Source organism: Acetobacter vaccinii (assembly GCF_008365315.1).
Lineage (GTDB): Bacteria > Pseudomonadota > Alphaproteobacteria > Acetobacterales > Acetobacteraceae > Acetobacter > Acetobacter vaccinii.
Genome location: NZ_CP043506.1, coordinates 670,001 through 691,992, shown reverse-complemented (window position 1 = coordinate 691,992; position 21,992 = coordinate 670,001). Strand labels below are relative to the sequence as shown.

The window sequence follows — 21,992 nt, the reverse complement described above, 5'->3', positions numbered from 1 at the left end:
GTAGGGCGTTCTTCAGTTCCTGAAGTCGAGGACAATACGCCCTTCGACAGTGCCTTTTTCGAGTTTCTCGAAGATGTGATTGATGTTTTCGAGAGTATCGGTCTGCGTGACAGAGGTAACCTTGCCTTCCGCGAAGAAGGAAAGAGCCTCGATCATGTCCAGTCGGGTGCCGACAATGGAGCCGCGGATAGTGATGGCATTCATCACCATATCGAAGATAGATATGGGGAAATCACCTGGGGGCAGCCCATTGAGCACAAGCGTGCCGCCTGCGCGGATATACCCCATGGCCTGCTCGAAAGCGGAGGTCGAAACGGCGGTGATCAAACCGGCGTGAGCGCCCCCCACTTCCTTCTGGATATAGGCAGCGGGGTCAGTCGTGAGGGCGTTGACGGTATGCGTTGCACCGAGCCGTTTGGCTGTGGCCAGTTTTTCATCGCTGACATCAACGGCAATCACATTCATGCCCATGGCAATGGCGTATTGCACGGCCATCTGCCCCAGGCCACCAACCCCCGAAATGGCAACCCAGTCGCCTGGTCGGGCGTCGGTCATTTTCAGGCCCTTATAGACTGTCAGCCCGGCGCAGAGCACGGGGGCGACGGCAATCGGGTCTACCCCGGCGGGAATATGGGCAACATAGTTGGGGTCGGCCACAGTGTATTCGGCAAAGCAGCCGTTGACGGAATAGCCTGATGTTTCCTGCTGCGGGCACAGGGTTTCCCACCCGCCCAGGCAGTGCGGACAGTGGCCACAGGCTGAATGTAGCCAGGGAATACCGACAACATCCCCGACCTTGACCCAGCTTACCTCCCGGCCAACCTGCACCACGGTGCCGACGCCCTCGTGGCCGGGAATAAAGGGCAGGGTGGGTTTTTGCGGCCAGTCCCCCCGGGCGGCGTGCAGGTCGGTGTGGCAGACACCGCAGGCAATCATGCGTACCAGCACCTGTGTGTCGTTAATGGTGGGAATGGCCAGCTCTTCCAAGCTCAGCGGTTTGCCGAATTCGTGGACAACGGCGGCTTTCATAGTGCCTGACATGGGTCTTGAACCTTTCGAGCGTATATTATGCTGTTGCCAGCGCCTTGGCGGCTTCAACCATTTTGGACAGAACGGCCTGGGCGTCGCCAAAAACCATGGTGCAGTTTTCTTCAAAGAAAAGCGGGTTCTGCACCCCGGCGTACCCTGTCCCCGCCCCACGCTTGATGACAAACACCTGACGGGCCTTGTACGCGTTCAGGATTGGCATTCCGTAAATGGGGGAGGTCTTGTCGGTCAGGGCCTGCGGGTTCACCACGTCATTGGCGCCGATAATCAGGGCGACATCGGTGCTGGCAAAGCTGTCGTTGATGTCGTCCATGTCGTAAATCATGTCATAGGGAACACCGGCCTCGGCCAGCAGCACGTTCATGTGGCCGGGCATGCGTCCTGCAACGGGGTGGATTGCAAATTTGACATCCACACCTGCGGCAACAAGAATTTTCACAAATTCATAGAGCTTCTGCTGTGCCTGCGCCACAGCCAGGCCGTAGCCGGGCACAATAATGACACTGGCGGCATACCGCATGTTGGTGGCCGCGTCCGATGCCTCGGCCGACTTCATGGTGCCTTGGGGGCCATCAGCCGTGGCCGAGATGTCCCCAAAGTTGCTGAACAGTACGTTGGTCAATGACCGGTTCATGGCTTTGGCCATCAGGGCGGTCAGTAATGCACCTGCCGAGCCCACAACCATGCCCGCAATCATCAGCGCGGGGTTGTCCATGACATACCCTTCAAGCCCCACGGCCAGACCGGTAAAGGCATTGTAGAGCGAAATCACGACCGGCATGTCTGCACCGCCAATGGGCAGTGTCATGCACACACCAAACAGAAGGGCAGCCAGAAAGAACAGGGTGCTGGGGGCACCTGCCAGCGGGGTGCCGTATTGCAGCACTGCCAAAGTCCCGAGGGCGAGGGTCACCAAGAACAACCCGGCATTGAACACGCGCTGCCCGCCAAAGCGTAGTGGCTTGTTCAGGCGGCCATCCAGCTTGGCCCAGGCGATGAGGGAGCCGGAGAGGGAGATACACCCGATCAGCGCCCCGATCATGGTCACTCCCAGATGCAGGGGGGAGGCCGCCCGACCACCCAGTAAGGCTACGGCGGCAAGGCAGGCGGCGGACCCGCCCCCCATACCGTTGAAGATGGCCACCATCTGCGGCATGGCGGTCATCTGCACGGTGCGGCCCCGCCATCCAGCCCAGGCGCAGCCCAGCGCCAGAGCCAGCAGGGCCAGGGCAATGTTGGCGGGCAGGTGGGCCTGGGCTTCCGGCGTGGTATGGAAAAGGTTGAGGAAGGTCAGCACCACCACGCACAGCATGCCGTACCCAGCGGCAACAATGCCCGAGACCGCCGTAACGGGGGAGGACATGGCCTTGAGGCCATAAATAAACAGCCCGGCCGCAACAATGCCACCCAGGCCCGTACAGTATTCACTGACCATGTTGGGGGGGCTCCTGTGTTGGGGCTGCGGGTTTCTGGCTGGGGCGGAACATGGCCAGCATGCGGTCTGTCACCACATAACCGCCCATGACATTGCCAGCCCCCAGAAAGACCCCCACAAAACCGATGGCCTGTTCCAGCGGGGTTGTGGCGTTAAACAGCGCATCCAGCGCGCCCACGACCACAATGCCGTGGATAAAGTTGGACCCCGACATCAGTGGGGTATGCAGGATGGAGGGTACGCGGCTGATCACCACGTAGCCGGTAAAGGCCGCCAGCATGAAAATATAAAGCGCGACCAGAAGGGTCATGGATGTTGCGGATTCCATCAGGCTTTCTCCGCAGGTGCAGGCTCAAGGGCCTGCCGGATGGCGGGGTTGGTAATGGTGCCGTCATGGGTCAGGGTGGTCCCGGCAATGACATCGTCTGTAAAGTCGGGTTTGAGCACCCCGTCATGCAGCACCTGCTGCAACAGGTTGAGGATGTTCTTGGCGTAAAGTTCGCTGGCCTGTGCGGCCAGGCAGGAGGGCAGGTTGGTGGGGCCGACAAGGGTGACGGGGCCAACCCGGACGATCTCTCCCGCCTTGGTGCCTTCACAGTTGCCGCCGTTGGGTGCGCCCATGTCCACCACCACGGACCCTTCCTTCATGCCCGCCAGTTGCTGGGCATCAATCAGGCGTGGGGCGCGCCGACCGGGGACGGAGGCGGTGGTGATGATCATATCCGCCTGGGCGATATGCTGGCTGAGAACGGTGCGGACCTTGGCTTTTTCCTCCGCCGTCAGTTCCCGCGCATAGCCGCCAGCGCCGCGGGCATCCACGCCGGTGTCCACGAACTTTGCCCCGACGGAGGCTGCTTCCTCCCGTGTTTCGGGGCGTACGTCGTAGCCTTCGCAAATGGCCCCCAGCCGGTGTGCTGTGGCCAGTGCCTGTAGCCCGGCAACCCCAAGCCCCATGACAAGCACATGCGCCGCGCGGAGGGACCCGACGGCGGTTGTCATCATGGGCAGGATTTTCTGCATATGTACACAGCCCAGCAGAGGGGCATAATACCCCGCAAGGGCCGCCTGACTGGACAGGGCATCCATGGCCTGGGCGCGGCTGATACGCGGTATCATCTCCATGGCAAAGGTGGTCACGCGCTGGTCACGTAGGGCACGGACCAGGTCGGGCTGGCTGGTAGCGTAGAGGAATGACACCAGCAGGCTGCCCGGCTTCATGGCCTGCACCACCTCCAGCGGAGGGGGCTGCACGGCCAGCACGATATCGGCCTGGGCAACAAGGCTGGTCCGGTCGGCCACCAGGCTGACCCCCGCCTGTGTATAGGTGGCATCGGGGTAGGTGGCGGCCTGGCCTGCGCCCTGTTCCACCGCAAGGGTGGCACCAAGGTGGGCCAGGCGCTGCGCCACCGCCGGGATCATGGCAACCCGTTTTTCGTCGGGCTGCGTTTCCTTAAGGATGGCGATTGTAACGGTCACGTTTTTTCCAGTCCGTTCTGTCAGGTCGGTCTGGCGCGATGTCTCGCGGAGCGTGTGCGAGATGCGTCTCCCTGCCCCAAGGCTGGTATGAGAGCGTTTTTCCCGCGTGGGCCGCATTGATATGCATCAAAATAACCACACTGAAAAAACGATTTCGTTTCGGCCTGTGCAGGGGGCGGGCGGGTGTGGAGTGGGCAATTCCCTTTGTGGGGCGAATGGTCTAGGGTCTGCCGCCATGCTGTTGCCCGTGCCGGAAGCGCGTATGTCGCGGTTGCCAGGAACGCACGCATTCAGACTGTACAGGAAGAAGACAGGGAAGAAGGTGGATCATGGGTTATCGGGTTGCTGTTGTTGGTGCGACGGGTGCCGTAGGGCGTGAAATTCTCAAAACCCTGGCCGAACGGGAATTTCCGGTGGACGCTATTGCCGCGTTGGCCTCGCCCCGCTCTGCCGGGCGTGAGGTGTCGTTCGGCAACAAGGTTGTGAAGGTTGAAAACCTCGAAACCTTTGATTTCACCGGCTGGGATGTCGCACTGTTTTCCCCCGGAGCATCGGTTTCCGCCAAATATGCCCCCATCGCGGCCAAGGCGGGCTGTGTTGTCATCGACAATACCTCCCAGTTCCGGATGGACCCCGATGTGCCGCTGGTGGTGCCAGAGGTGAACCCGGATGCGCTGAAGCAGATCAAGCGCAACATCATTGCCAACCCGAACTGCTCGACCATTCAGATGGTGGTGGCGCTCAAGCCCCTGCACGACCTGTTCACCCTCAAGCGGGTGGTGGTGTCCACGTACCAGGCTGTCTCCGGCGCGGGGAAGGATGGGATGGACGAACTGTTTGCCCAGACCCGTGGCAGCTTTGTGAATGATCCGCCCAAGGTGGAACAGTTCCAGAAGCAGATCGCCTTTAACTGCATTCCCCAGATCGACCGCTTCATGGAAGACGGCGCGACCAAGGAAGAGTGGAAGATGCGAGTCGAGACCCGCAAGATTCTCGACCCCGATGTGGAAGTGCTGGCAACCTGTGTGCGTGTTCCGGTGTTTATCGGTCATTCGGAAGCGGTTGTGGCCGAATTTGCCGAGCCAGTGGACCTTGAGCGTGCGCGTGAGGCCCTGCGCGGTGCGGAGGGGGTAGTCCTGCTGGACCAGCGTGAAGACGGTGGCTACGTGACACCGATTGAATGCGTGGGTGAGGACGCAAGCTATGTGTCACGCCTTCGTGTCGATCCTACCGTGCCCCATGGTCTGGCCTTCTGGTGCGTGTCGGACAACCTGAGGAAAGGCGCGGCACTTAACGCAGTGCAGATTGCCGAAACAATGATTGCGCTCGATCTCCTGCGTGCACACGCCTGAGTGAGAATCCCGCCCCTCTCGGTCTCGTGTTGATAGCCTGAATTGACCGGCCGGAGTGGCGGGGCGTAGGACAAAGCGATGCACAGGTCCGCTGGCGCCATTGCGGTGGCGGAACACAGACGGGGTACGAGGCTGACAATGCAGGATATCCGTAAGGCTCTTTACGTGGGGAGTCGAAGTGACGGCACACTGGTGCAGCGGCCTATGTCGCCGCATTTGCAGGTCTACCGTTATCGGCTTTCCATGGTTCTTTCGATCACAAACCGTATTACGGGCGTTATTGCCACGGCGGGCGCGACACTGGGCGTTTTTTGGCTTGGTGCAGCGGCCAAGGGGCCAAAGGCTTATGCTACGGCACGCAAGGTCACGGGTAATCCCCTGGGCCAGCTTGTGCTGGTGGGTTGGCTGGCATCCGTTGTGTACCACACGGTCGGCGGCATCCGCCACCTGATCTGGGACAGCGGTTACCGTTTTGACAAAAAAGAAATCAATGAGGACGGCCCCGTTGCCGTCGGCGTGACAGCAGGGGTGAGCACCGTGCTTGCCCTCGCACTGCTGTGTGTTAGCGGCTGCCGTCGTCGCAGCCGGGCCAGAGCAGGGAAGGTAGGCTGAAATGAACGCGAACACTCCGCATATCGAGGTCATGCGTTCCCAGCTTGGGCGCGCACGCGGGCTGGGTGCTGGGCATTCCGGCGTGGGCCACTGGTGGGCCGAGCGCGCATCCGCCGCAACCCTGCTGCCGTTGTCCAGCTGGTTTGTGGTGCAGATGTTCCGCCTGGGCGGCGCAGACCACGCAGAAGTGGTGAAGTGGGGCGGCAAGCCCGTGAACGCCACCATGCTGGCCGCACTGATCATTACCACCTTCTACCACGCGCAGGTTGGCCTGCAGGTGATCGTGGATGACTACGTGCACGGCAAGGCACATCTGCCCGCGCGGCTTTTGGTCAAGATCGGCACGTCTCTCCTGGGTCTTCTGGGGGTTTTTGCCGTGATCAGGCTGGTGGCGTCAGGTAGCTCTGCGAAATAAGCGGGCCTTTGCCACACTATTGAGAATGATGGGCCGCCGGTGGACAGGTCGGATACCCGGCGGCATGACCATGAACGACTGACAGGCCGAACGCATATTGGGAGCGCCGTCACGATGAATGCCAATTCCTCTCCTTCAAGGGGAGCTTACAGGATTGTTGACCACGCTTATGACGTGGTGGTTGTGGGTGCGGGTGGTTCGGGCCTGCGCGCTACGCTGGGCATGGGGGCCGCAGGGCTTAAAACCGCCTGCGTGACCAAGGTTTTCCCGACCCGTAGCCATACCGTGGCTGCCCAGGGGGGTATCGGGGCCTCACTTGGTAACATGGCGGAAGATAACTGGCGCTGGCACATGTACGACACCGTCAAGGGGTCGGACTGGCTGGGTGACCAGGATGCCATTGAGTTTATGTGCCGCGAGGCCGTGCCCGCCGTGCAGGAACTGGAACATTTTGGTGTGCCGTTCTCCCGCACGGAAGATGGCCGCATCTATCAGCGTCCGTTTGGTGGGCATATGAGCGACTACGGCAAGGCCCCTGTGCCCCGCGCCTGCGCCGCTGCCGACCGTACGGGCCACGCCATCCTGCACACGCTGTATCAGCAGTGCCTGAAGCATAATGTGGAATTTTTTGTCGAATACTTCGGCATTGACCTGATTATGGATGATGAAGGGGCCTGCCGTGGCGTTGTGGCCTGGTGTCAGGACGACGGCACCATCCATCGCTTCAATGCCAAGATGGTCGTGCTGGCCACCGGCGGTTACGGCCGTGCGTACCAGTCCTGCACCTCGGCCCACACCTGCACGGGTGACGGCAACGGCATGGTCATGCGTGCGGGCCTGCCTACGCAGGACATGGAGTTCGTGCAGTTCCACCCCACCGGCATCTACCCCGCTGGCTGTCTGCTGACAGAGGGCTGCCGTGGTGAAGGCGCGTATCTGACCAACTCGGAAGGTGAGCGCTTTATGGAGCGTTACGCGCCGACGGCGAAGGATCTTGCCTCGCGCGATGTGGTCTCTCGTGCCATGACGATCGAGATCAAGGAAGGCCGTGGCTGTGGTCCCAAGAAAGACCACATCATGATGCACCTTGAGCATCTGGGCTCCGACCTGCTGCACCAGCGCCTGCCGGGTATTATCGAAACATCCCGCATTTTCGCAGGCGTTGATGTGACGAAGGAACCTGTGCCGGTTCTGCCGACCGTGCATTACAACATGGGCGGTATCCCGACCAATATCCATGGTGAGGTTGTGCGCCCCACGGCTGACAACCCCGATGCTGTTGTGCCGGGCCTGATGGCCGTGGGCGAGGCCGCCTGCGTGTCCGTGCATGGGGCTAACCGCCTTGGCACCAACTCGCTGCTTGATCTTATCGTGTTTGGTCGTGCTGCGTCCCGCCGTGCGGCAGAAGTGGTCAAGCCGTCCGACTTCGTGCGTCCGCTGCCCGCAGGGGCGGGGGAAATGGCGCTCGATCGTCTGGACAAGCTGCGTTACGCCAAGGGTGGCACCAAGGTGTCCGCCATGCGTGACCGCCTGCAGCGCGACATGCAGACCCATGCGGCGGTTTTCCGTACGCAGGAAAGCCTGCAGGAAGGCGTTGATAAGATCCGTGAGATCTGGGGCGGCCTTGGTGATATCGCCGTTTCCGACACGTCGCTGATCTGGAACAGCGACCTGATGGAAGCTCTGGAGTTTGAGAACCTTCTGGCCAACGCCACGGTCACGCTGGAAAGCGGGCTGGCCCGCCATGAAAGCCGTGGCGCCCACGCGCGTGACGACTACCCCGATCGTGACGACCACGAATGGCTCAAACACTCCGTATCCTGGCTGGATGACAAAGGCGGCGTGAAGCTGACCTACCGTCCGGTGCACATGAAGACCCTGACCGATGAGGTCGAGGTCTTCCCGCCCAAAAAGCGCGTTTACTGATCTGCCGGGCAAAGGGAGGCGAAAATGGTCGAACTCAGACTGCCACGCAACAGCACCATCGGGACAGGTAAGACTGTTCCTGCCCCGGCGGGTGCGAAGAACGTCCGGACATTCCGGATTTATCGCTGGTCTCCGGAAGATGGCAAAAACCCTGTCATCGATTCCTACGAACTGGACCTTGATACCATCGGGCCAATGGTGCTTGACGCCATTATCCACATCAAGAACGAGGTGGACCCGACCCTGACTTTCCGGCGTTCCTGCCGCGAGGGTATTTGCGGGTCGTGCGCCATGAACATTGATGGCGAAAACACGCTGGCCTGCCTCAAGCCGATCAAGGACATCAAGGGCGATGTGCGGATTTATCCGCTTCCCCATATGCCGATCGTGAAGGACCTTGTGTCCAATCTGGATGGTGCCTACGCCCAGTTGCGTTCCATCCAGCCCTGGATGCAGGCCGACAGCGCCCCACCACCCGATGGTGAGCGCCGCCAGAGTATTGAAGAGCGCGGCAAGCTGGATGGTATGTGGGAGTGCATTCTGTGCTTCTGCTGCACCACGTCCTGCCCGTCCTACTGGTGGAATGGTGACCGTTACCTCGGCCCGGCCGTGCTGCTGGCAGCTTATCGCTGGATTGCAGACAGCCGTGACGAACATACGGGTGAGCGGCTTGATGCGCTTGAAGATACTTTCAAGCTGTACGCCTGCCGCACGATCATGAACTGCACCCAGACCTGTCCCAAGGGTTTGAACCCGGCCAAGGCGATCGGCCGGATCAAGGAACTGCAGCTGGAGCGTAAGCTCTGACTGACAGGCTGCGTGCAGCCTGACTGAACAAAAGCCCGGTCTGGCGTAACGCCATGCCGGGCTTTTTTGTTATGGAATGCTGCGGCATTGCAGGGGCATGGAACACGACATAGTGGCGTCTGCCATTGTGGCCCGATGAAGCAGCAGCATCTTTACCCCAAGTTGCCGGGAGGGGGATGTGTCAGGCAGGACAAGGCCCGCCTGACGGCCAGCCACACGGCATTACCTCAATGGGGGGAGGTCGCGGGGGCTATCTGGCTGCTAGTCCGTTGTCAGCTTTTGCGGGCTTCGTGAATGTCTTTGATAATGTCCAGGTAGAGCCTGTGGTCGCGTTCAAATTTTTCTTTGATAGAAAAAGACTTTTCAAGTTTCTGCTGCCATTCCGCTTTGGCCCCGGCATATTCTGACATGTTGCCTTGCAGGGTCCATTTCTTTTCCATGGCCTGAAAGTTTGCCAGCTTGCTTTTGGCTTCCGCCATGGCCTGCAGAACGGCGTTATATTCTGTCGCCAGTTCGTTAAAATTGACGGTTATTCCTTGAGATTCAAGAAACTTCAAAGCGTATATTTTTTTGAGAAGATGATTGGTTTCGGCGGTGTCGCTCACTGACCTTCTCCCTCAGCGCATGCAGGTGGGCGGCTGCATTCTAAAAAACGTAAGGGAAAAGGAAAGCGACCTCGGTCAATGAGATGATTTTGTCATAAACTCTAGCGGTAAGCTTAATGCCCGGATGTCAGCGTGGAGGGCAGGGAGGCATTAATCTTGTCAGCCAGCTTGATAACAGTCCCACGCATAAGGGCCGCGACATCTGCCGAGGTGGTCACAGGCCCGAAATCCCGGATCTGCGCCCGGTCGCGGATCAGCGGCTTGTTGGGGTCGCTTGGCAGAATGGACCAGTTGGCTTCCAGCACGACCTGACCAGAAGAGTCCACGTCAAAGCGGGACACGTTGATCTGGATCTGCATGGTGGCAGCATCGGCCAGAGGCTGGTCGGTAATCAGCTCTGATGGATGGAAGCTGGCGATCTCGTTGGTAACAAGGTTGGTAATGCCGATGGACAGGCGCGACGCCCAGCGTGACGACTGGTTACGGTGAATTTCCTCTCCATTGCGCACCAGAATATCCTGTGTGTCCAGGTAATCGGGCACCACAACATGGCCTATGGCAATGGTGGACGCGCGGGGCGACAGGTGCGGCTGTGGAGCCTCCCGGTCCGATGGCATGCCCAGTGTGTACAGGCGCAGCGGCGGCCCGGCACACCCGGCCAGCAGCAGGCACCCGGCCATGACACCGGCCATCCTGACGGCAAAGCGCTGCCTGACCCGACGGTCCGCAGGGTGGGAGGCAGGAGTAGGCAGGCGGATCATGGGCGGCGTCCCATCAGCAGCAGTTGTGGGTTATGTTCGATATCGCTGGAAAAACCACGCAGGGCGGAAGCCGTCGCGGCAATATCGCGCAGCGCCGTGTCCAGGTTGGCCCGGTCGATCGAGCGGGGGGACAGAATGCTTTGCAGGGAATCCAGCGTTTTGGTGGCGGATGCCAGGGTGGCATGCAGGTCGTTGCCGCGGGCATCAAGCTGGTTGGTGCCGGTTTCCATCAGCGTATTCATCTTGTCCAGCGTAATGGTCAGCTTGGACTGAAGGGTGCGGATAGCCTCGGTCGCAGCAGCCATAGCGTCGGTGGAATGGTCAGACGTGCTTTTGATGCTGGCGATGATTGAGGGCAACTGCTGGCGCAGGTCCTCGCTGACAGCGGTAATGGACAGCAGGGCTGTGTCGGCATGCTGCCCGATTTCCTTGAGGGGGAGCTGTGTCAGCGTGTTCTTCAACTGCTCCACCGCAGACAACTGCACAGGAATTTCCGGCAGGTTGGTAATGCGTGGGTGCAAGACGGCTGGGACGGATTTGTCAAAGTTCAGTTCAATGTTGGACTGGCCGGTGACAAAGCTTTGCAGGTTCAGCTCCGCCCGCAGGCCATAGGCAATCAAAGCCTGAATGCTGACATCCGTCGCGCCGGACGGCCCTTTGATGACATGCACCTGGTCGGGGTCGAGTGTCAGCACCACCGGGATGTAGGCTTTGTGGTCTGCCGGATCAAAGCGCAGCGTAATGCTTTTGACCGTGCCCACCTTCACGCCCCGGAAGTTGACCGGTGCCCCGATGGACAGCCCGCTGATGGAGTTCTGGAAGACAACCGCCGCCTCGCGCGAGGGGGTGAATATCTGCATGTGACCGAAGGCCATGATAACGAACAGGCCCAGCAACCCGCCCAGGATTACAAACGCCCCGAGCATTGTCTTGCGGTTGGAGGTTTGTGACATGTGCCGCTCAGCCTTCTTCGGTATCGGAAATGGAGGAGGCGCGGTTCATGAAAGCCGTCACTTCCGGAATGGTGCAGGTATCGCGCAGGGCTGTGGGGGAGCCATGGGCAATGGGGGTATGGGTCACGGCATCAAGGAAAATGCCGTCATCCGCGATGGCAAACAGGCTGGGCAGTTCGTGGCTGACAATAACAATTGTCGCACCAAGCCCGTCGCGCAGGGTCAGGATCAGGTCGTCCAGCCGGGCGGAGGTTATGGGGTCCAACCCGGCCGAGGGTTCGTCAAAAAACAGGATGTCGGGGTCCAGGGCGATGGCGCGCGCAAGCCCTGCGCGTTTGCGCATACCGCCTGAAATTTCCGACGGAAACAGGTCTATCGCCTGTTCCATGCCGACAAGGCCCAGCTTGAGTTCAACCAGCCTGCGCACAACTTCTGGCGGCAGGCTGGTAAACATTTCAAGCGGCAGGGCGACGTTTTCGCCCACTGTCATGGAGCTCCACAACGCGCCACTTTGAAAAAGCACCCCATAGCGATGGTTGATGGCGGTGCGCCGGGCATCATCCTGCGCCCAGTAATCTTCCCCTTCCACCAGGATTTGCCCTGTGGTGGGGCGCAGCAGGCCGATCATGCTTTTCAGCAGGGTGCTTTTGCCGCAGCCCGACCCACCCATGACGGCAAAGATGGAGCCGCGTTTGAGGTCGAAGGAGACGTTATGCTGGATCACTTTCGGGCCGAAAGCGATGGTCATGTCCCGCACGGCAATCAGCGGCTGCGTTGCCTGTGGGGTTGTGGTGGGGGCTGCACACATGGTGGTCAGACTCCCAGTGCGTTGGCCACGACGGCGAAGATCGCGTCCATGGCGATGATGCCGACAATGCCGATCACGACCGCACGTGTGGCGGCAATACCCACGTCGGCAGCGCTGCGCCCGGCTTTAAGGCCTACACGGCAGGCCGCAGCGGCAATGAAAATGGCGAAGAAATACGACTTGATGAAGCCGAACACGAATTCCTTGAAGGCAACGCCGTCAAAGGTGGCAATCCAGTAGCCGACGGGTGACACGTCCATCATGAGCATGCCCACCACAAACCCGCCCAGAATGCCAATGAGCGTGCCGTAGATATAGAGCAGCGGCATCATCAGCGAGAGCGAGACAATGGAGGGCAGCAGGATATAGCCCGAGATGGGAATGCCAAAGACCGTCAGGGCATCAATTTCCTCATTGCCCTGCATGGTGGAAATACGCGCTGCATAAGCGCCACCTGTGCGACCGGCCATGATAATGGCGGTCATGATGGCCGAAATCTCACGCGCGCAGGCAATGCCCACAAGGTCGGTCACATAAATTTCAGCAGAAAAGCGTTGCAGTTCTACCAGCCCGACAAAAGCCAGAATGGCCCCCAGCAGGAAGTTGACCACCCCGACAATTAGCAGGGCGCTGGGGCCAGCGTTCCAGATGTCGGTCAACAGGTCCTTGCCGCGCATGAAGCCGTGGCCCCGGAGCGCACGCATGGCCCCCGTCGTGGCATCGCTCATCATCTGCGCCAGGGTGCCTGCTTCGTTCAGGGCATCCAGCGTCAGGTCGCCGGTTTTTTCCAGAATATTGGCGTGGCTGGCAGCATGGCGCGCAGGCGTGGCAGCTGTGGGGGGCAGCAGCGCCATAAGGCGCTGGGCCGGGGCTGGCAGGCTGCCGTTTTCAAAATGCAGTCCTGCGGTGCTGGCTGCCTGCTTGGCGCTCCATAAAAAAGAGACCAGAGCGGAATCCCATGCCCCAAGGCCAGAGGCATCGACAGTCAGTGTCTGGCCTGCGGGTATGCTGGCCAGAGCCTTGGTGTCAAAGGGTGTCATGCCGCCGTTGGCCAGTGTCCAGCCCCCTTGTACGCACAGGCTGGGGCCATCCGTGGTGTCATGGATGGTCCACTGTGGTGTGTCGCTGGCCTGTGTGGCCGGGCCGGGCGGGGGAGGGGGCGTAGGTTCAGGCATGGCTTTAAGGCAACCCTAAGGCAAGGGGGCAGTGCTGGCTAGTGTGCGTATCGGGCTTCTTCAGTGCTGCCGGGGGCGGTCGGGGGATGGGAATGTCCGGTTTAGTGCGCTTTTGGCACACAGGCAGACCATAGGGGCAGGCCAGCCTTGCGGGCAGGCGTGGCATTGCCGGGGCGTGTTGGCTCGGCTAGATGCACCGCTTTGGAAGAATGACACCACGGGGCTGCGCCCTGTAGGGGGAGAGACGCATGCGACGTAAACGCGGCAGGCCGCTGGATGGCTGGCTTATTGTAGACAAGCCCAGCGGTATGACATCGACCCAGGTCGTGGGCTATGCCCGCCGTGTGTTTGACGCGCAAAAGGTCGGGCATGGTGGCACACTGGACCCGCTGGCTACAGGCCTGCTGCCTCTGGCGTTTGGTACGGCCACTAAAACAGTGCCTTATGTTATGGATGGCACCAAGATTTACCGCTTTACCCTCAGGCTGGGGGAATCGCGCGATAGTGACGATGCCGATGGCGCCGTGACAGGCCAGTCAGACGTCCGCCCGACAGATGCCCAGCTCCGTGCGGCCTTGCCCGCCCTGACGGGCAACATCATGCAGGTACCGCCCGTGTTCTCCGCACTGAAAGTCGCGGGGGAACGTGCTTATGATATGGCGCGTGATGGCCGCCCGCCGGAACTGCCCCCCCGTCCGGCCAGGGTGGACCGTTTTGAACTGGTCGAACGGCTGGATGCGGATACTGCCGTGTTCGAGGTGGAGTCCGGCAAAGGGGTCTATATGCGTGCTCTGGCGCGGGATGTGGCGCTGGCCTGTGGGGCCTTGGGGCATATTATCGCGTTGCGGCGGCTCAGGGTGGGGCCTTTTACCGAGTCCGATGCGATTATGCTGGACAAACTCGCCCCAAACGACGACAAGGCCCCTGCTTCCCCGGACCTTCTTTGTCCGGTCGGGACCGCGCTGGCCGACATCCCGGCGCTGGCCCTGACTGAAGAAGAAGCTACATCCCTGTGCCACGGGCGGCCACTGGGCCTTGTCGGTCTGATGGGGCGTATCCCACAGACAGACGCCAGCGGCACTGTCCGGGTCATGGAAGGGGAGCGCGTATTGGGCATAGGCCGCCTGGAAGACGGGTGGCTGCGCCCTGTACGGATTCTCTAGTTTTTATGTTTGTTTGAATGGAGACATGTGATGTCGATTACCGCAGAACGCCGCACGGCGCTGATCGCTGAATACCAGACCACCCCGACCGACACCGGTTCGCCGGAAGTGCAGGTTGCGATCCTGACCGAGCGTATCAACAACCTGACCGAACATCTTAAGACCCACGCCAAGGACTTCCATTCCCGCCGTGGTCTGCTCATCCTCGTTGGCCGTCGTCGCAGTCTGCTCGACTACCTGCGTGGCAAGAGCCAGACCCGTTACGAGGCGCTGATTGCACGTCTGGGCCTGCGTCGCTAACAGGTTTTGCCCGCATGACCTGCCATAACCCACGGGTTGGGGCAGTCTGTGCGGGCACGCTTGCCGGGCTATTGCACCGGCATGAGGCATTGGGCTGGCCATACCCGGTCAATGCCCTTATGGTGACACGGCGTCACAGGTCAGGCATGCGGGATTGAAAGCTCCGGACCGGCCACGGCGTTTCCGACCACATGGCGCCTGGGTGGTATTTGCCGCCAGTCACCATGCCGTCCGAGGCGCTGTCCGCCATCCGGTGCTGTCCCAGCCTGTTTCCGTGACCCTGAACCGTTTTTGTATCAGAGGCTTGGAAAACAGAATGTTTAATTATTACCGTAAAGAAATTGAATGGGCGGGCCGCACGCTTGTGCTGGAAACCGGCAAGGTTGCCCGTCAGGCCGATGGCGCTGTCATGGTCACCTATGGTGAGACCGTGGTGCTGTGTACGGCTGTGGGTGACCACAACGTCAAGGCTGGGCAGGACTTCTTCCCCCTGACCGTCAACTATCAGGAAAAAGCCTACGCTGCGGGCAAGATTCCCGGTGGCTTCTTTAAGCGTGAAGGCCGCCCGTCCGAGAATGAGACGCTGGTTTCACGGCTGATCGACCGTCCTATCCGCCCGCTGTTCCCCGAAGGGTTCCGCAACGAGGTGCAGGTCATCGCCACCGTGCTGACGCACGATATGGAAAATGATCCTGGCATTGCGGCTCTCATCGGCTGCTCCGCTGCCCTGACCCTGTCGGGTATTCCCTTCTTCGGTCCGGTTGGCGCTGCGCGCGTTGGCTTCAAGGATGGTGCTTTCATCCTGAACCCGACCCTGGACCAGATGAAGGAAAGCGATCTTGACCTCGTCGTGGCCGGGACGGCCGAAGGCGTACTGATGGTCGAATCCGAAGCCTCCGAACTGTCGGAAGAGATCATGCTGGAGGCTGTGACCTTCGGTCACGCCGGGTTCCAGCCTGTGCTTGATGCCATCATCTCCCTGGCTGAACACGCCGCCAAGGAACCCTGGCCCCTGCCGCAGGAAAGCAAGGAAGCCCAGGCACTGCGCAAGCAGGTGGACAAGCTCGGCCGCAAGCTGATTGCTGACGCCTACAAGGAAAAGCAGAAGCAGGCACGTTACGAAAAGCTCGGCGCTGCCCGCACAGCCATTACTGAAAAGCTGGTTGCTGCTGAACTGGATGCCGCCGCTGCCAAGCCGATGATCAAGGACCTGGAAGCCGACGTGGTGCGGACCTCCGTCCTCAAGACCAGCAAGCGTATTGATGGTCGTGATCTGGTCACCGTTCGCCCCATCGTGCCGGAAGTGGGCGTGCTGCCCCGCGTGCATGGGTCTGCCCTGTTCACCCGTGGCGAAACCCAGGCTCTGGTGGTCACCACCCTTGGCACCGCCCAGGACGAGCAGGTTATTGACGCGCTTGAAGGTGAATACCGCACCAACTTCCTGCTGCACTACAACTTCCCTCCCTACTCTGTGGGTGAGTGCGGGCGTGTTGGTTCCCCCGGTCGTCGTGAAGTCGGGCATGGCAAGCTGGCATGGCGAGCCATCCACCCGCTGATGCCCGACCGTAAGGAATTCCCCTACACGGTGCGTGTTGTTTCCGAGATCACGGAAAGCAACGGCTCTTCCTCCATGGCATCGGTGTGCGGTGGTTCTCTGGCGCTGATGGACGCAGGCGTGCCGCTTAAGCGCCCTGTGGCTGGCATTGCCATGGGTCTGATCAAGGAAGGTGAGAAGTTTGCCGTCCTGTCCGACATCCTGGGTGATGAAGACCACCTGGGCGACATGGATTTCAAGGTTGCGGGCACGGAAGAAGGTGTGACCGCGCTGCAGATGGACATCAAGATTACGTCCATCACACCGGAAATCATGAAGATCGCTCTGGGTCAGGCCCGCGAAGGTCGCATGCACATTCTGGGTGAAATGGCCCGTGCCCTGACAGAAACCCGTAACACGGTTTCCGCTACGGCACCGCGCATCACCACCATGAAAGTGCCGCGCGAGAAGATCCGTGATGTCATCGGGTCTGGTGGCAAGGTTATCCGCGAAATCGTGGAATACTCTGGCGCCAAGGTTGATATCGGTGATGACGGCACGATCACCATTGCCTCCACGGCTGAAGAGCAGACCAAGAAAGCTCTGGAGCGCATCAACGGGATTGTGGCCGAGCCTGAACTGGGCCGTATTTACGACGGCAAGGTGGTCAAGACCGCTGATTTCGGCGCGTTTGTGAACTTCCTTGGCGCGCGTGATGGCCTTGTGCATATCTCCGAACTGGCACAGGGTCGCGTGGGTCGCACCACCGATATCGTGAAGGATGGTGATACCGTTAAGGTGAAGGTGATCGGGTTTGATGACCGCGGCAAGGTCAAGCTGTCCATGCGGGTGGTTGACCAGGCAACCGGTGCCGATATTACCGAGACCGTTGGCGAAAAGCCTGCGCGTGCGCCTCGCCGGGATGCTGAATAAAGCAGCCAGAGAGGCTGAGGGCCTGCCGGGTAGATCCAGGCAGGCCGTTGCGCTGGTATTTGTGCTATCCATGACCACCGACAGGTTTGCCCTGTCGGTGTCTTGGTGTTTTTTTCCAGGTTGCGCGGGCAGGAACGCAAAATACCTGTCTACGCTCTGACCACGGTAGTTGCAGGACGAATAGGACGACGATGAAGGCGATCAACACGCTGCGCATGGGGGGGGCTGAAATCCTGCCGCTGGTTGAAGGCGGCAAAGGGGTTTCCGTATCCACCGGTGTATCGGCTGGGGCATGGGCTGCGGCTGGCGGTGCTGGTACGGTGTCCATTGTTAATGCCGACAGCTACGATGCGCAGGGCAACCCGGTGCCGCAGGTGTATAAGGGCCGCACACGCCGCGAACGGCATGAAGAACTGGTTGAATACGCCGTGCGCGGTGGTATTGCCCAGGCCAGAATTGCTCATGAAATGGCGGGTGGTCGTGGTCGTATCCATGCCAATATCCTGTGGGAAATGGGTGCGGCTGAACGGGTTATTACCGGTGTCATGGAAGGTGCGCCGGGGCTGATCCATGGCCTGACCTGTGGCGCGGGCATGCCGTATCGTCTTGCTGAAATCGCGGTGCGGTTTGGGGTGCATTATTACCCGATCGTGTCGTCCGGCCGGGCGTTCAATGCATTGTGGAAGCGTTCCTTTCACAAAGCTCCAGAATTGCTCGGCGGCGTGGTGTATGAGGACCCCTGGCGGGCTGGTGGACATAACGGCCTGTCCAACACGGAAAACCCGCTGAACCCGGAAGACCCTTACCCTCGCGTTCTGGCATTGCGTCAGGTCATGCGCGGGTTTGGTCTGAATGATGTGCCGATCATTATGGCCGGTGGTGTCTGGTGGTTGGAAGAGTGGGAAGACTGGATTGACAACCCCGAGCTCGGGCCGATTGTTTTCCAGTTCGGCACCCGTCCGCTGCTGACACGCGAAAGCCCTATTCCTGATGCCTGGAAGCAGCGTTTGCGCACCCTCAAGCAGGGCGATGTGCATCTGAACAAGTTTTCGCCTACCGGCTTCTATTCGTCAGCGGTCAATAACGGCTTCTTGCAGGAGCTGAAAGGCCGGTCCGAACGGCAGGTGCCGTTTGCAAGCGAGGTCGAGGGTGCATTGAGCGCGTCCTACGGTATCGGGCCGCGCAAGCGCGAGGTGTTTCTGGCCCCTGATGATGTGCCGCGGGTGCAGCAGTGGGAGGCTCAGGGCTATACCGAAGCCTTACGGACACCCGACTCGACCCTGATTTTTGTCACTCCTGATCGGGCGCGCGAGATTCTGGCCGATCAGGCCGACTGCATGGGCTGCCTGTCTGAATGCCAGTTTTCCAACTGGAGCCAGCGTGGGCCGGGCTATACCAATGGCCACAAGGCCGACCCGCGTTCTTTCTGCATTCAGAAAACACTCCAGACCGTGGCGCATGCCAGTGGCGAGGATCAGGACAAGATTGTGGATAGCAATCTGATGTTTGGCGGCACCAATGCCTGGCGCTTTGCAACAGACCCGTTCTACGCCGATGGGTTTGTGCCTACAGTTGGCCAGTTGGTTGAGCGGATTATGACTGGCCGCTGAGTGCGGGTTGCAAAAATCAAGAAAGTGGTTCCCGCGTGGGAACCAACATGCTGCTCGGCCCGTTAGGCCAGTGGTGGTGATGGCGGAAAGGGCGATCCAGCGGAAGCTGGGTCGCCCTTTCTGTATGTCTGCCCTGCGGGTGAAGCTGCACTTGCATTCGGTCGCCGGGTCGAAATACTATCCCCACATTCAGCGCCGATGGCGAAAGAAGGGCAATTTCTGGCCGATCGCGGCAAGGCAAGGCCAAAAATTTCCTCCGTTCGCGGACGGTGCTCTCCCATTGTAAAAAATGGCACTCAGTGTCAAAATATCACAATCATGTGACCTCCAACGCATTGCGTTGGGCCTGCGGACTATATATCAGCAAAGGCGAACAATATGGTCCTGAATGCGGGGCTTGTTGTGTGTCCGGTCGTGTCCTCTCTTGCGCGGGGGCGCCCCCAATCAGATGATGGAGCCAGTCTGTGTCCGTTAATCAAGAACCTCCTTTCAAAAAGCGTTATGGCAACTACATCGGTGGAGAATGGATCGCGCCTGTAAAGGGTGCGTACATGGAAAACACCTCCCCGATTGACGGGCGGGTTCTGTGCGAAGTGCCGCAGTCCACGGCTGAAGATATCGAACTGGCACTCGATGCCGCGCACAAGGCCTTCAAAGGCTGGGCTCATACCTCCGTTGCCGAACGTTCGGGCATTCTGCTCAAGGTAGCAGACCGGATGGAAGCCAACCTTGAGCTGCTGGCTCGTGCCGAAACCTGGGACAACGGCAAGCCGATCCGCGAGACGCTGAACGCCGATATCCCGCTGGCGATCGACCATTTCCGTTATTTCGCTGGCTGTATCCGCGCGCAGGAAGGCACGCTGAGCGAAATTACCGACTCAACCATCGCCTACCACTTCCACGAACCGCTGGGCGTTGTCGCGCAGATCATTCCGTGGAACTTCCCGCTGCTGATGGGCGCATGGAAGCTGGCTCCGGCTCTGGTCGCTGGTAACTGCGTGGTCATGAAGCCCGCCGAAACCACCCCCGCCAGCATGCTGGTGCTGATGGAACTGATCGGTGATCTGTTCCCCGCTGGCACGCTCAACATTGTCAACGGTCTGGGCCGTGACGTTGGTGCGGCTCTGTCCACCAGCGAACGTATTGCCAAGGTTGCCTTCACCGGCTCCACCCCGACCGGCAAGATGATCGCACACGCTGCGGCAGAAAACCTGATCCCGGCTACGCTGGAACTGGGTGGCAAGTCCCCCAACATCTTCTTTGCCGACATCATGGACAAAGACGACGATTACCTGGACAAGGCGATCGAAGGCTTCACCATGTTTGCGCTCAACCAGGGCCAGATCTGCTCCTGCCCGAGCCGCGCACTGGTGCACGAATCCATCTATGACCGCTTCATCGAGCGCGTTCTGCCGCGCGTGAAGGCCATCAAGCAGGGCAACCCGCTTGACCTGAGCACGATGATGGGTGCGCAGAACTCTGTTGGTCACCAGCAGAAGATTCTCGACTACATCCGCATCGGTAAGGAAGAAGGCGCAGAACTGCTGACCGGCGGTGGCGAACCCGACCTGGGCGATGCCTACAGCAAAGGCTGCTACGTCCAGCCGACCGTGTTCCGCGGCAACAACAAGATGCGTATCTTCCAGGAAGAAATCTTCGGGCCGGTTCTTGCCGTCACGACCTTCCGCACTGAGGAAGAAGCACTGGCAATTGCTAACGACACCCCCTTCGGTCTGGGTTCGGGCGTGTGGTCGCGTGATGCCAACACCTGCTACCGTATGGGCCGTGGGCTCGAAGCGGGCCGCGTGTGGGTCAACTGCTACCATGCTTACCCCGCTCATGCCGCCTTCGGTGGTTACAAGAAGTCGGGCATCGGGCGTGAAACCCACAAGATGGTGCTTGAACACTACCAGCAGACCAAGAACCTCCTGGTCAGCTACAGCGAAAAGAAACTCGGTTTCTTCTGAGCTGTTTGAAACGGATGGGGTGCCTGGCACCCCATCTTCGCTTCTAAATGTTTCCTAAACGGGTGCTTGAGAGCAATGGCGGCAAAATCAGAAATTCTTATAGTGGGCGGCGGTGTCGCCGGGCTGGCTCTGGCAACACGTTTGGGCAAAACGCTTGGCCGACGCGGCGAAGCGCGCATTACCTTGATCGACAAAAGCTTCTCGCATGTCTGGAAACCCATGCTGCACTGCTTTGCGGCGGGCACAGTCCAGAATGAGAACAACCGTATCAGCTTCATGTCGCAGGCAAGTCAGTATAATTTTGACTTCTGGCCCGGTGAGGTGATCAGCATCGACCGTCAGAACAGAAAGGCTGTTCTGGGGCCGTTCCAATCCGCAGAAGGGTCGGCCGTGCTTGAAGGGCGTACCGTGCATTATGATGCACTGGTTCTGGCCATAGGAAGCTGCGCCAACGACTTTGGCACACCTGGTGTGGCGGAGCACTGCCTGTTCATCGACAATCTGGTTGAAGCCAACGGGTTTTATGACAAGTTCCGTATGGAACTGCTGAAAGCCTATTCCCAGAACAGTGAACTGGATATCGCCATTGTTGGCGGGGGCGCGACTGGCACGCAGCTTGCTGCGGAGCTGCATAAGGCGCTTGATCTTGTGCGCCTGTATTCTTTTGACAGCAAACCCCCGACACTCAAGATCACATTGCTTGAGGCTGGTCCACGCATTCTCCCTGCTTTCCCTGAGCAGGTTTCAGAGGCCGCGAAGAAGCAGCTTGAGCATATTCATGTTGATGTCCGCACATCGGCCATGGTGTCGGGCGCGGATGAAACCGGCTTTACCCTGAAGGACGGCACCCATGTGCCCGCAACGCTGCGGGTCTGGGCGGCTGGGGTCAAGGCACCGGAAGTTACACAGAAATTCGGTGGTCTGTCCCTGAATCGCTCCGGGCAGATTATTGTGCAGCCGAACCTGCGCTCTGTGGATGATGAGCGGATTTTCGCCATGGGCGACTGTTCCTTCATCCGCGATGAGCCTTTGCCGCCGACGGCTCAGGTGGCGCGCCAGCAGGCGCATCACCTTGCCCGGCATCTGCCTGCCCTTATTCGCAACGGTACGGAA

The 21,992-nt window shown here is 59.9% G+C and carries 20 protein-coding genes (1 of these 20 cut by a window edge); 11 read left to right on the top strand and 9 right to left on the bottom strand.

Going from position 1 to position 21,992, the window contains the following annotated elements; genetic code table 11:
* Positions 1-12 precede the first annotated feature (12 nt).
* The 4 genes from adhP to FLP30_RS03040 are packed head-to-tail and all read right to left on the bottom strand — an operon-like array spanning position 13 to position 3,958.
* Positions 13-1,041 carry an alcohol dehydrogenase AdhP gene (gene adhP / locus FLP30_RS03055; protein ID WP_149278535.1) on the bottom strand — a complete coding sequence of 343 codons (1,029 nt, stop codon included), beginning with the start codon at positions 1,039-1,041 and terminating at the stop codon, positions 13-15.
* 25 nt (positions 1,042-1,066) lie between these two features.
* A complete protein-coding gene (locus tag FLP30_RS03050; RefSeq protein WP_149278534.1) occupies positions 1,067-2,482 on the bottom strand; it encodes an NAD(P)(+) transhydrogenase (Re/Si-specific) subunit beta in 1,416 nt (471 codons plus the stop codon).
* Positions 2,472-2,810 carry an NAD(P) transhydrogenase subunit alpha gene (locus tag FLP30_RS03045; RefSeq protein ID WP_149278533.1) on the bottom strand — a complete coding sequence of 113 codons (339 nt, stop codon included), beginning with the start codon at positions 2,808-2,810 and terminating at the stop codon, positions 2,472-2,474. Before FLP30_RS03045 ends, FLP30_RS03050 begins: the two co-directional genes overlap by 11 nt.
* Positions 2,810-3,958, bottom strand: a complete 1,149-nt coding sequence (locus FLP30_RS03040) for an NAD(P) transhydrogenase subunit alpha (RefSeq protein ID WP_149278532.1) — start codon at positions 3,956-3,958, stop codon at positions 2,810-2,812. The genes FLP30_RS03045 and FLP30_RS03040 overlap by 1 nt, the downstream gene beginning before the upstream one ends.
* Positions 3,959-4,287: 329 nt before the next feature.
* Here FLP30_RS03040 and FLP30_RS03035 point away from each other — a divergent pair, with 329 nt between their 5' ends.
* The 5 genes from FLP30_RS03035 (at position 4,288) to FLP30_RS03015 (ending at position 9,070) form a co-directional block, all read left to right on the top strand.
* Positions 4,288-5,310, top strand: coding sequence for an aspartate-semialdehyde dehydrogenase (locus FLP30_RS03035; protein ID WP_149278531.1), 1,023 nt, complete (start codon positions 4,288-4,290; stop codon positions 5,308-5,310).
* 138 nt (positions 5,311-5,448) lie between these two features.
* Positions 5,449-5,922 (top strand): succinate dehydrogenase, cytochrome b556 subunit, encoded by a 474-nt coding sequence (gene sdhC, locus FLP30_RS03030; protein ID WP_149280180.1) that lies wholly within the window; start codon positions 5,449-5,451, stop codon positions 5,920-5,922.
* A 1-nt stretch (position 5,923) separates the two neighbouring features.
* Positions 5,924-6,337, top strand: coding sequence for a succinate dehydrogenase, hydrophobic membrane anchor protein (sdhD, locus tag FLP30_RS03025; RefSeq protein WP_149278530.1), 414 nt, complete (start codon positions 5,924-5,926; stop codon positions 6,335-6,337).
* A gap of 114 nt (positions 6,338-6,451) precedes the next feature.
* Positions 6,452-8,263 carry a succinate dehydrogenase flavoprotein subunit gene (gene sdhA, locus FLP30_RS03020; RefSeq protein WP_149280179.1) on the top strand — a complete coding sequence of 604 codons (1,812 nt, stop codon included), beginning with the start codon at positions 6,452-6,454 and terminating at the stop codon, positions 8,261-8,263.
* Between the two features lie 24 nt (positions 8,264-8,287).
* Positions 8,288-9,070 carry a succinate dehydrogenase iron-sulfur subunit gene (locus FLP30_RS03015; protein ID WP_149278529.1) on the top strand — a complete coding sequence of 261 codons (783 nt, stop codon included), beginning with the start codon at positions 8,288-8,290 and terminating at the stop codon, positions 9,068-9,070.
* Between the two features lie 272 nt (positions 9,071-9,342).
* Here the strand turns inward: FLP30_RS03015 and FLP30_RS03010 are convergent, their stop codons facing one another.
* The 5 genes from FLP30_RS03010 to FLP30_RS02990 all read right to left on the bottom strand — a co-directional run bounded on the left by FLP30_RS03010 (position 9,343) and on the right by FLP30_RS02990 (position 13,372).
* Positions 9,343-9,675 carry a hypothetical protein gene (locus FLP30_RS03010; RefSeq protein ID WP_149278528.1) on the bottom strand — a complete coding sequence of 111 codons (333 nt, stop codon included), beginning with the start codon at positions 9,673-9,675 and terminating at the stop codon, positions 9,343-9,345.
* 113 nt (positions 9,676-9,788) lie between these two features.
* Positions 9,789-10,436, bottom strand: a complete 648-nt coding sequence (locus tag FLP30_RS03005) for a PqiC family protein (RefSeq protein WP_246856573.1) — start codon at positions 10,434-10,436, stop codon at positions 9,789-9,791.
* On the bottom strand, positions 10,433-11,389 hold the full coding sequence (locus FLP30_RS03000) for an MlaD family protein (protein ID WP_149278527.1): 957 nt from the start codon (positions 11,387-11,389) through the stop codon (positions 10,433-10,435). Before FLP30_RS03000 ends, FLP30_RS03005 begins: the two co-directional genes overlap by 4 nt.
* A 7-nt stretch (positions 11,390-11,396) precedes the next feature.
* Positions 11,397-12,197, bottom strand: coding sequence for an ABC transporter ATP-binding protein (locus tag FLP30_RS02995; protein ID WP_149278526.1), 801 nt, complete (start codon positions 12,195-12,197; stop codon positions 11,397-11,399).
* A gap of 5 nt (positions 12,198-12,202) precedes the next feature.
* Positions 12,203-13,372, bottom strand: a complete 1,170-nt coding sequence (locus FLP30_RS02990) for an ABC transporter permease (RefSeq protein WP_149278525.1) — start codon at positions 13,370-13,372, stop codon at positions 12,203-12,205.
* A gap of 248 nt (positions 13,373-13,620) precedes the next feature.
* Here FLP30_RS02990 and truB point away from each other — a divergent pair, with 248 nt between their 5' ends.
* The 6 genes from truB to FLP30_RS02960 all read left to right on the top strand — a co-directional run.
* Positions 13,621-14,535, top strand: a complete 915-nt coding sequence (truB, locus tag FLP30_RS02985) for a tRNA pseudouridine(55) synthase TruB (RefSeq protein WP_149278524.1) — start codon at positions 13,621-13,623, stop codon at positions 14,533-14,535.
* Between the two features lie 30 nt (positions 14,536-14,565).
* Positions 14,566-14,835, top strand: a complete 270-nt coding sequence (gene rpsO / locus FLP30_RS02980; RefSeq protein ID WP_149278523.1) for a 30S ribosomal protein S15 — start codon at positions 14,566-14,568, stop codon at positions 14,833-14,835.
* Between the two features lie 316 nt (positions 14,836-15,151).
* Positions 15,152-17,302 carry a polyribonucleotide nucleotidyltransferase gene (gene pnp, locus FLP30_RS02975; protein WP_149278522.1) on the top strand — a complete coding sequence of 717 codons (2,151 nt, stop codon included), beginning with the start codon at positions 15,152-15,154 and terminating at the stop codon, positions 17,300-17,302.
* A 191-nt stretch (positions 17,303-17,493) separates the two neighbouring features.
* Positions 17,494-18,912 (top strand): NAD(P)H-dependent flavin oxidoreductase, encoded by a 1,419-nt coding sequence (locus tag FLP30_RS02970; RefSeq protein ID WP_149278521.1) that lies wholly within the window; start codon positions 17,494-17,496, stop codon positions 18,910-18,912.
* A 464-nt stretch (positions 18,913-19,376) separates the two neighbouring features.
* Complete coding sequence (locus FLP30_RS02965; RefSeq protein WP_149278520.1) at positions 19,377-20,879, top strand: aldehyde dehydrogenase family protein; 1,503 nt, start codon at positions 19,377-19,379, stop codon at positions 20,877-20,879.
* Positions 20,880-20,954: 75 nt separating this feature from the next.
* Positions 20,955-21,992 carry the 5' portion of an NAD(P)/FAD-dependent oxidoreductase gene (locus FLP30_RS02960; protein WP_149278519.1) on the top strand. Its footprint extends 246 nt past the window's final position, so the window shows 1,038 of its 1,284 coding nt (coding positions 1-1,038); the start codon lies at positions 20,955-20,957; its stop codon lies off the right edge, out of view.

Coding starts and splice junctions, on each gene's coding strand:
- adhP (WP_149278535.1), bottom strand. CDS start 1,041: ATGTCAGGCACTATGAAAGCCGCCGTTGTCCACGAATTCGGCAAACCG.
- FLP30_RS03050 (WP_149278534.1), bottom strand. CDS start 2,482: ATGGTCAGTGAATACTGTACGGGCCTGGGTGGCATTGTTGCGGCCGGG.
- FLP30_RS03045 (WP_149278533.1), bottom strand. CDS start 2,810: ATGGAATCCGCAACATCCATGACCCTTCTGGTCGCGCTTTATATTTTC.
- FLP30_RS03035 (WP_149278531.1), top strand. CDS start 4,288: ATGGGTTATCGGGTTGCTGTTGTTGGTGCGACGGGTGCCGTAGGGCGT.
- sdhC (WP_149280180.1), top strand. CDS start 5,449: ATGCAGGATATCCGTAAGGCTCTTTACGTGGGGAGTCGAAGTGACGGC.
- sdhD (WP_149278530.1), top strand. CDS start 5,924: ATGAACGCGAACACTCCGCATATCGAGGTCATGCGTTCCCAGCTTGGG.
- sdhA (WP_149280179.1), top strand. CDS start 6,452: ATGAATGCCAATTCCTCTCCTTCAAGGGGAGCTTACAGGATTGTTGAC.
- FLP30_RS03015 (WP_149278529.1), top strand. CDS start 8,288: ATGGTCGAACTCAGACTGCCACGCAACAGCACCATCGGGACAGGTAAG.
- FLP30_RS03005 (WP_246856573.1), bottom strand. CDS start 10,436: ATGATCCGCCTGCCTACTCCTGCCTCCCACCCTGCGGACCGTCGGGTC.
- FLP30_RS03000 (WP_149278527.1), bottom strand. CDS start 11,389: ATGTCACAAACCTCCAACCGCAAGACAATGCTCGGGGCGTTTGTAATC.
- FLP30_RS02995 (WP_149278526.1), bottom strand. CDS start 12,197: ATGTGTGCAGCCCCCACCACAACCCCACAGGCAACGCAGCCGCTGATT.
- FLP30_RS02990 (WP_149278525.1), bottom strand. CDS start 13,372: ATGCCTGAACCTACGCCCCCTCCCCCGCCCGGCCCGGCCACACAGGCC.
- truB (WP_149278524.1), top strand. CDS start 13,621: ATGCGACGTAAACGCGGCAGGCCGCTGGATGGCTGGCTTATTGTAGAC.
- rpsO (WP_149278523.1), top strand. CDS start 14,566: ATGTCGATTACCGCAGAACGCCGCACGGCGCTGATCGCTGAATACCAG.
- pnp (WP_149278522.1), top strand. CDS start 15,152: ATGTTTAATTATTACCGTAAAGAAATTGAATGGGCGGGCCGCACGCTT.
- FLP30_RS02970 (WP_149278521.1), top strand. CDS start 17,494: ATGAAGGCGATCAACACGCTGCGCATGGGGGGGGCTGAAATCCTGCCG.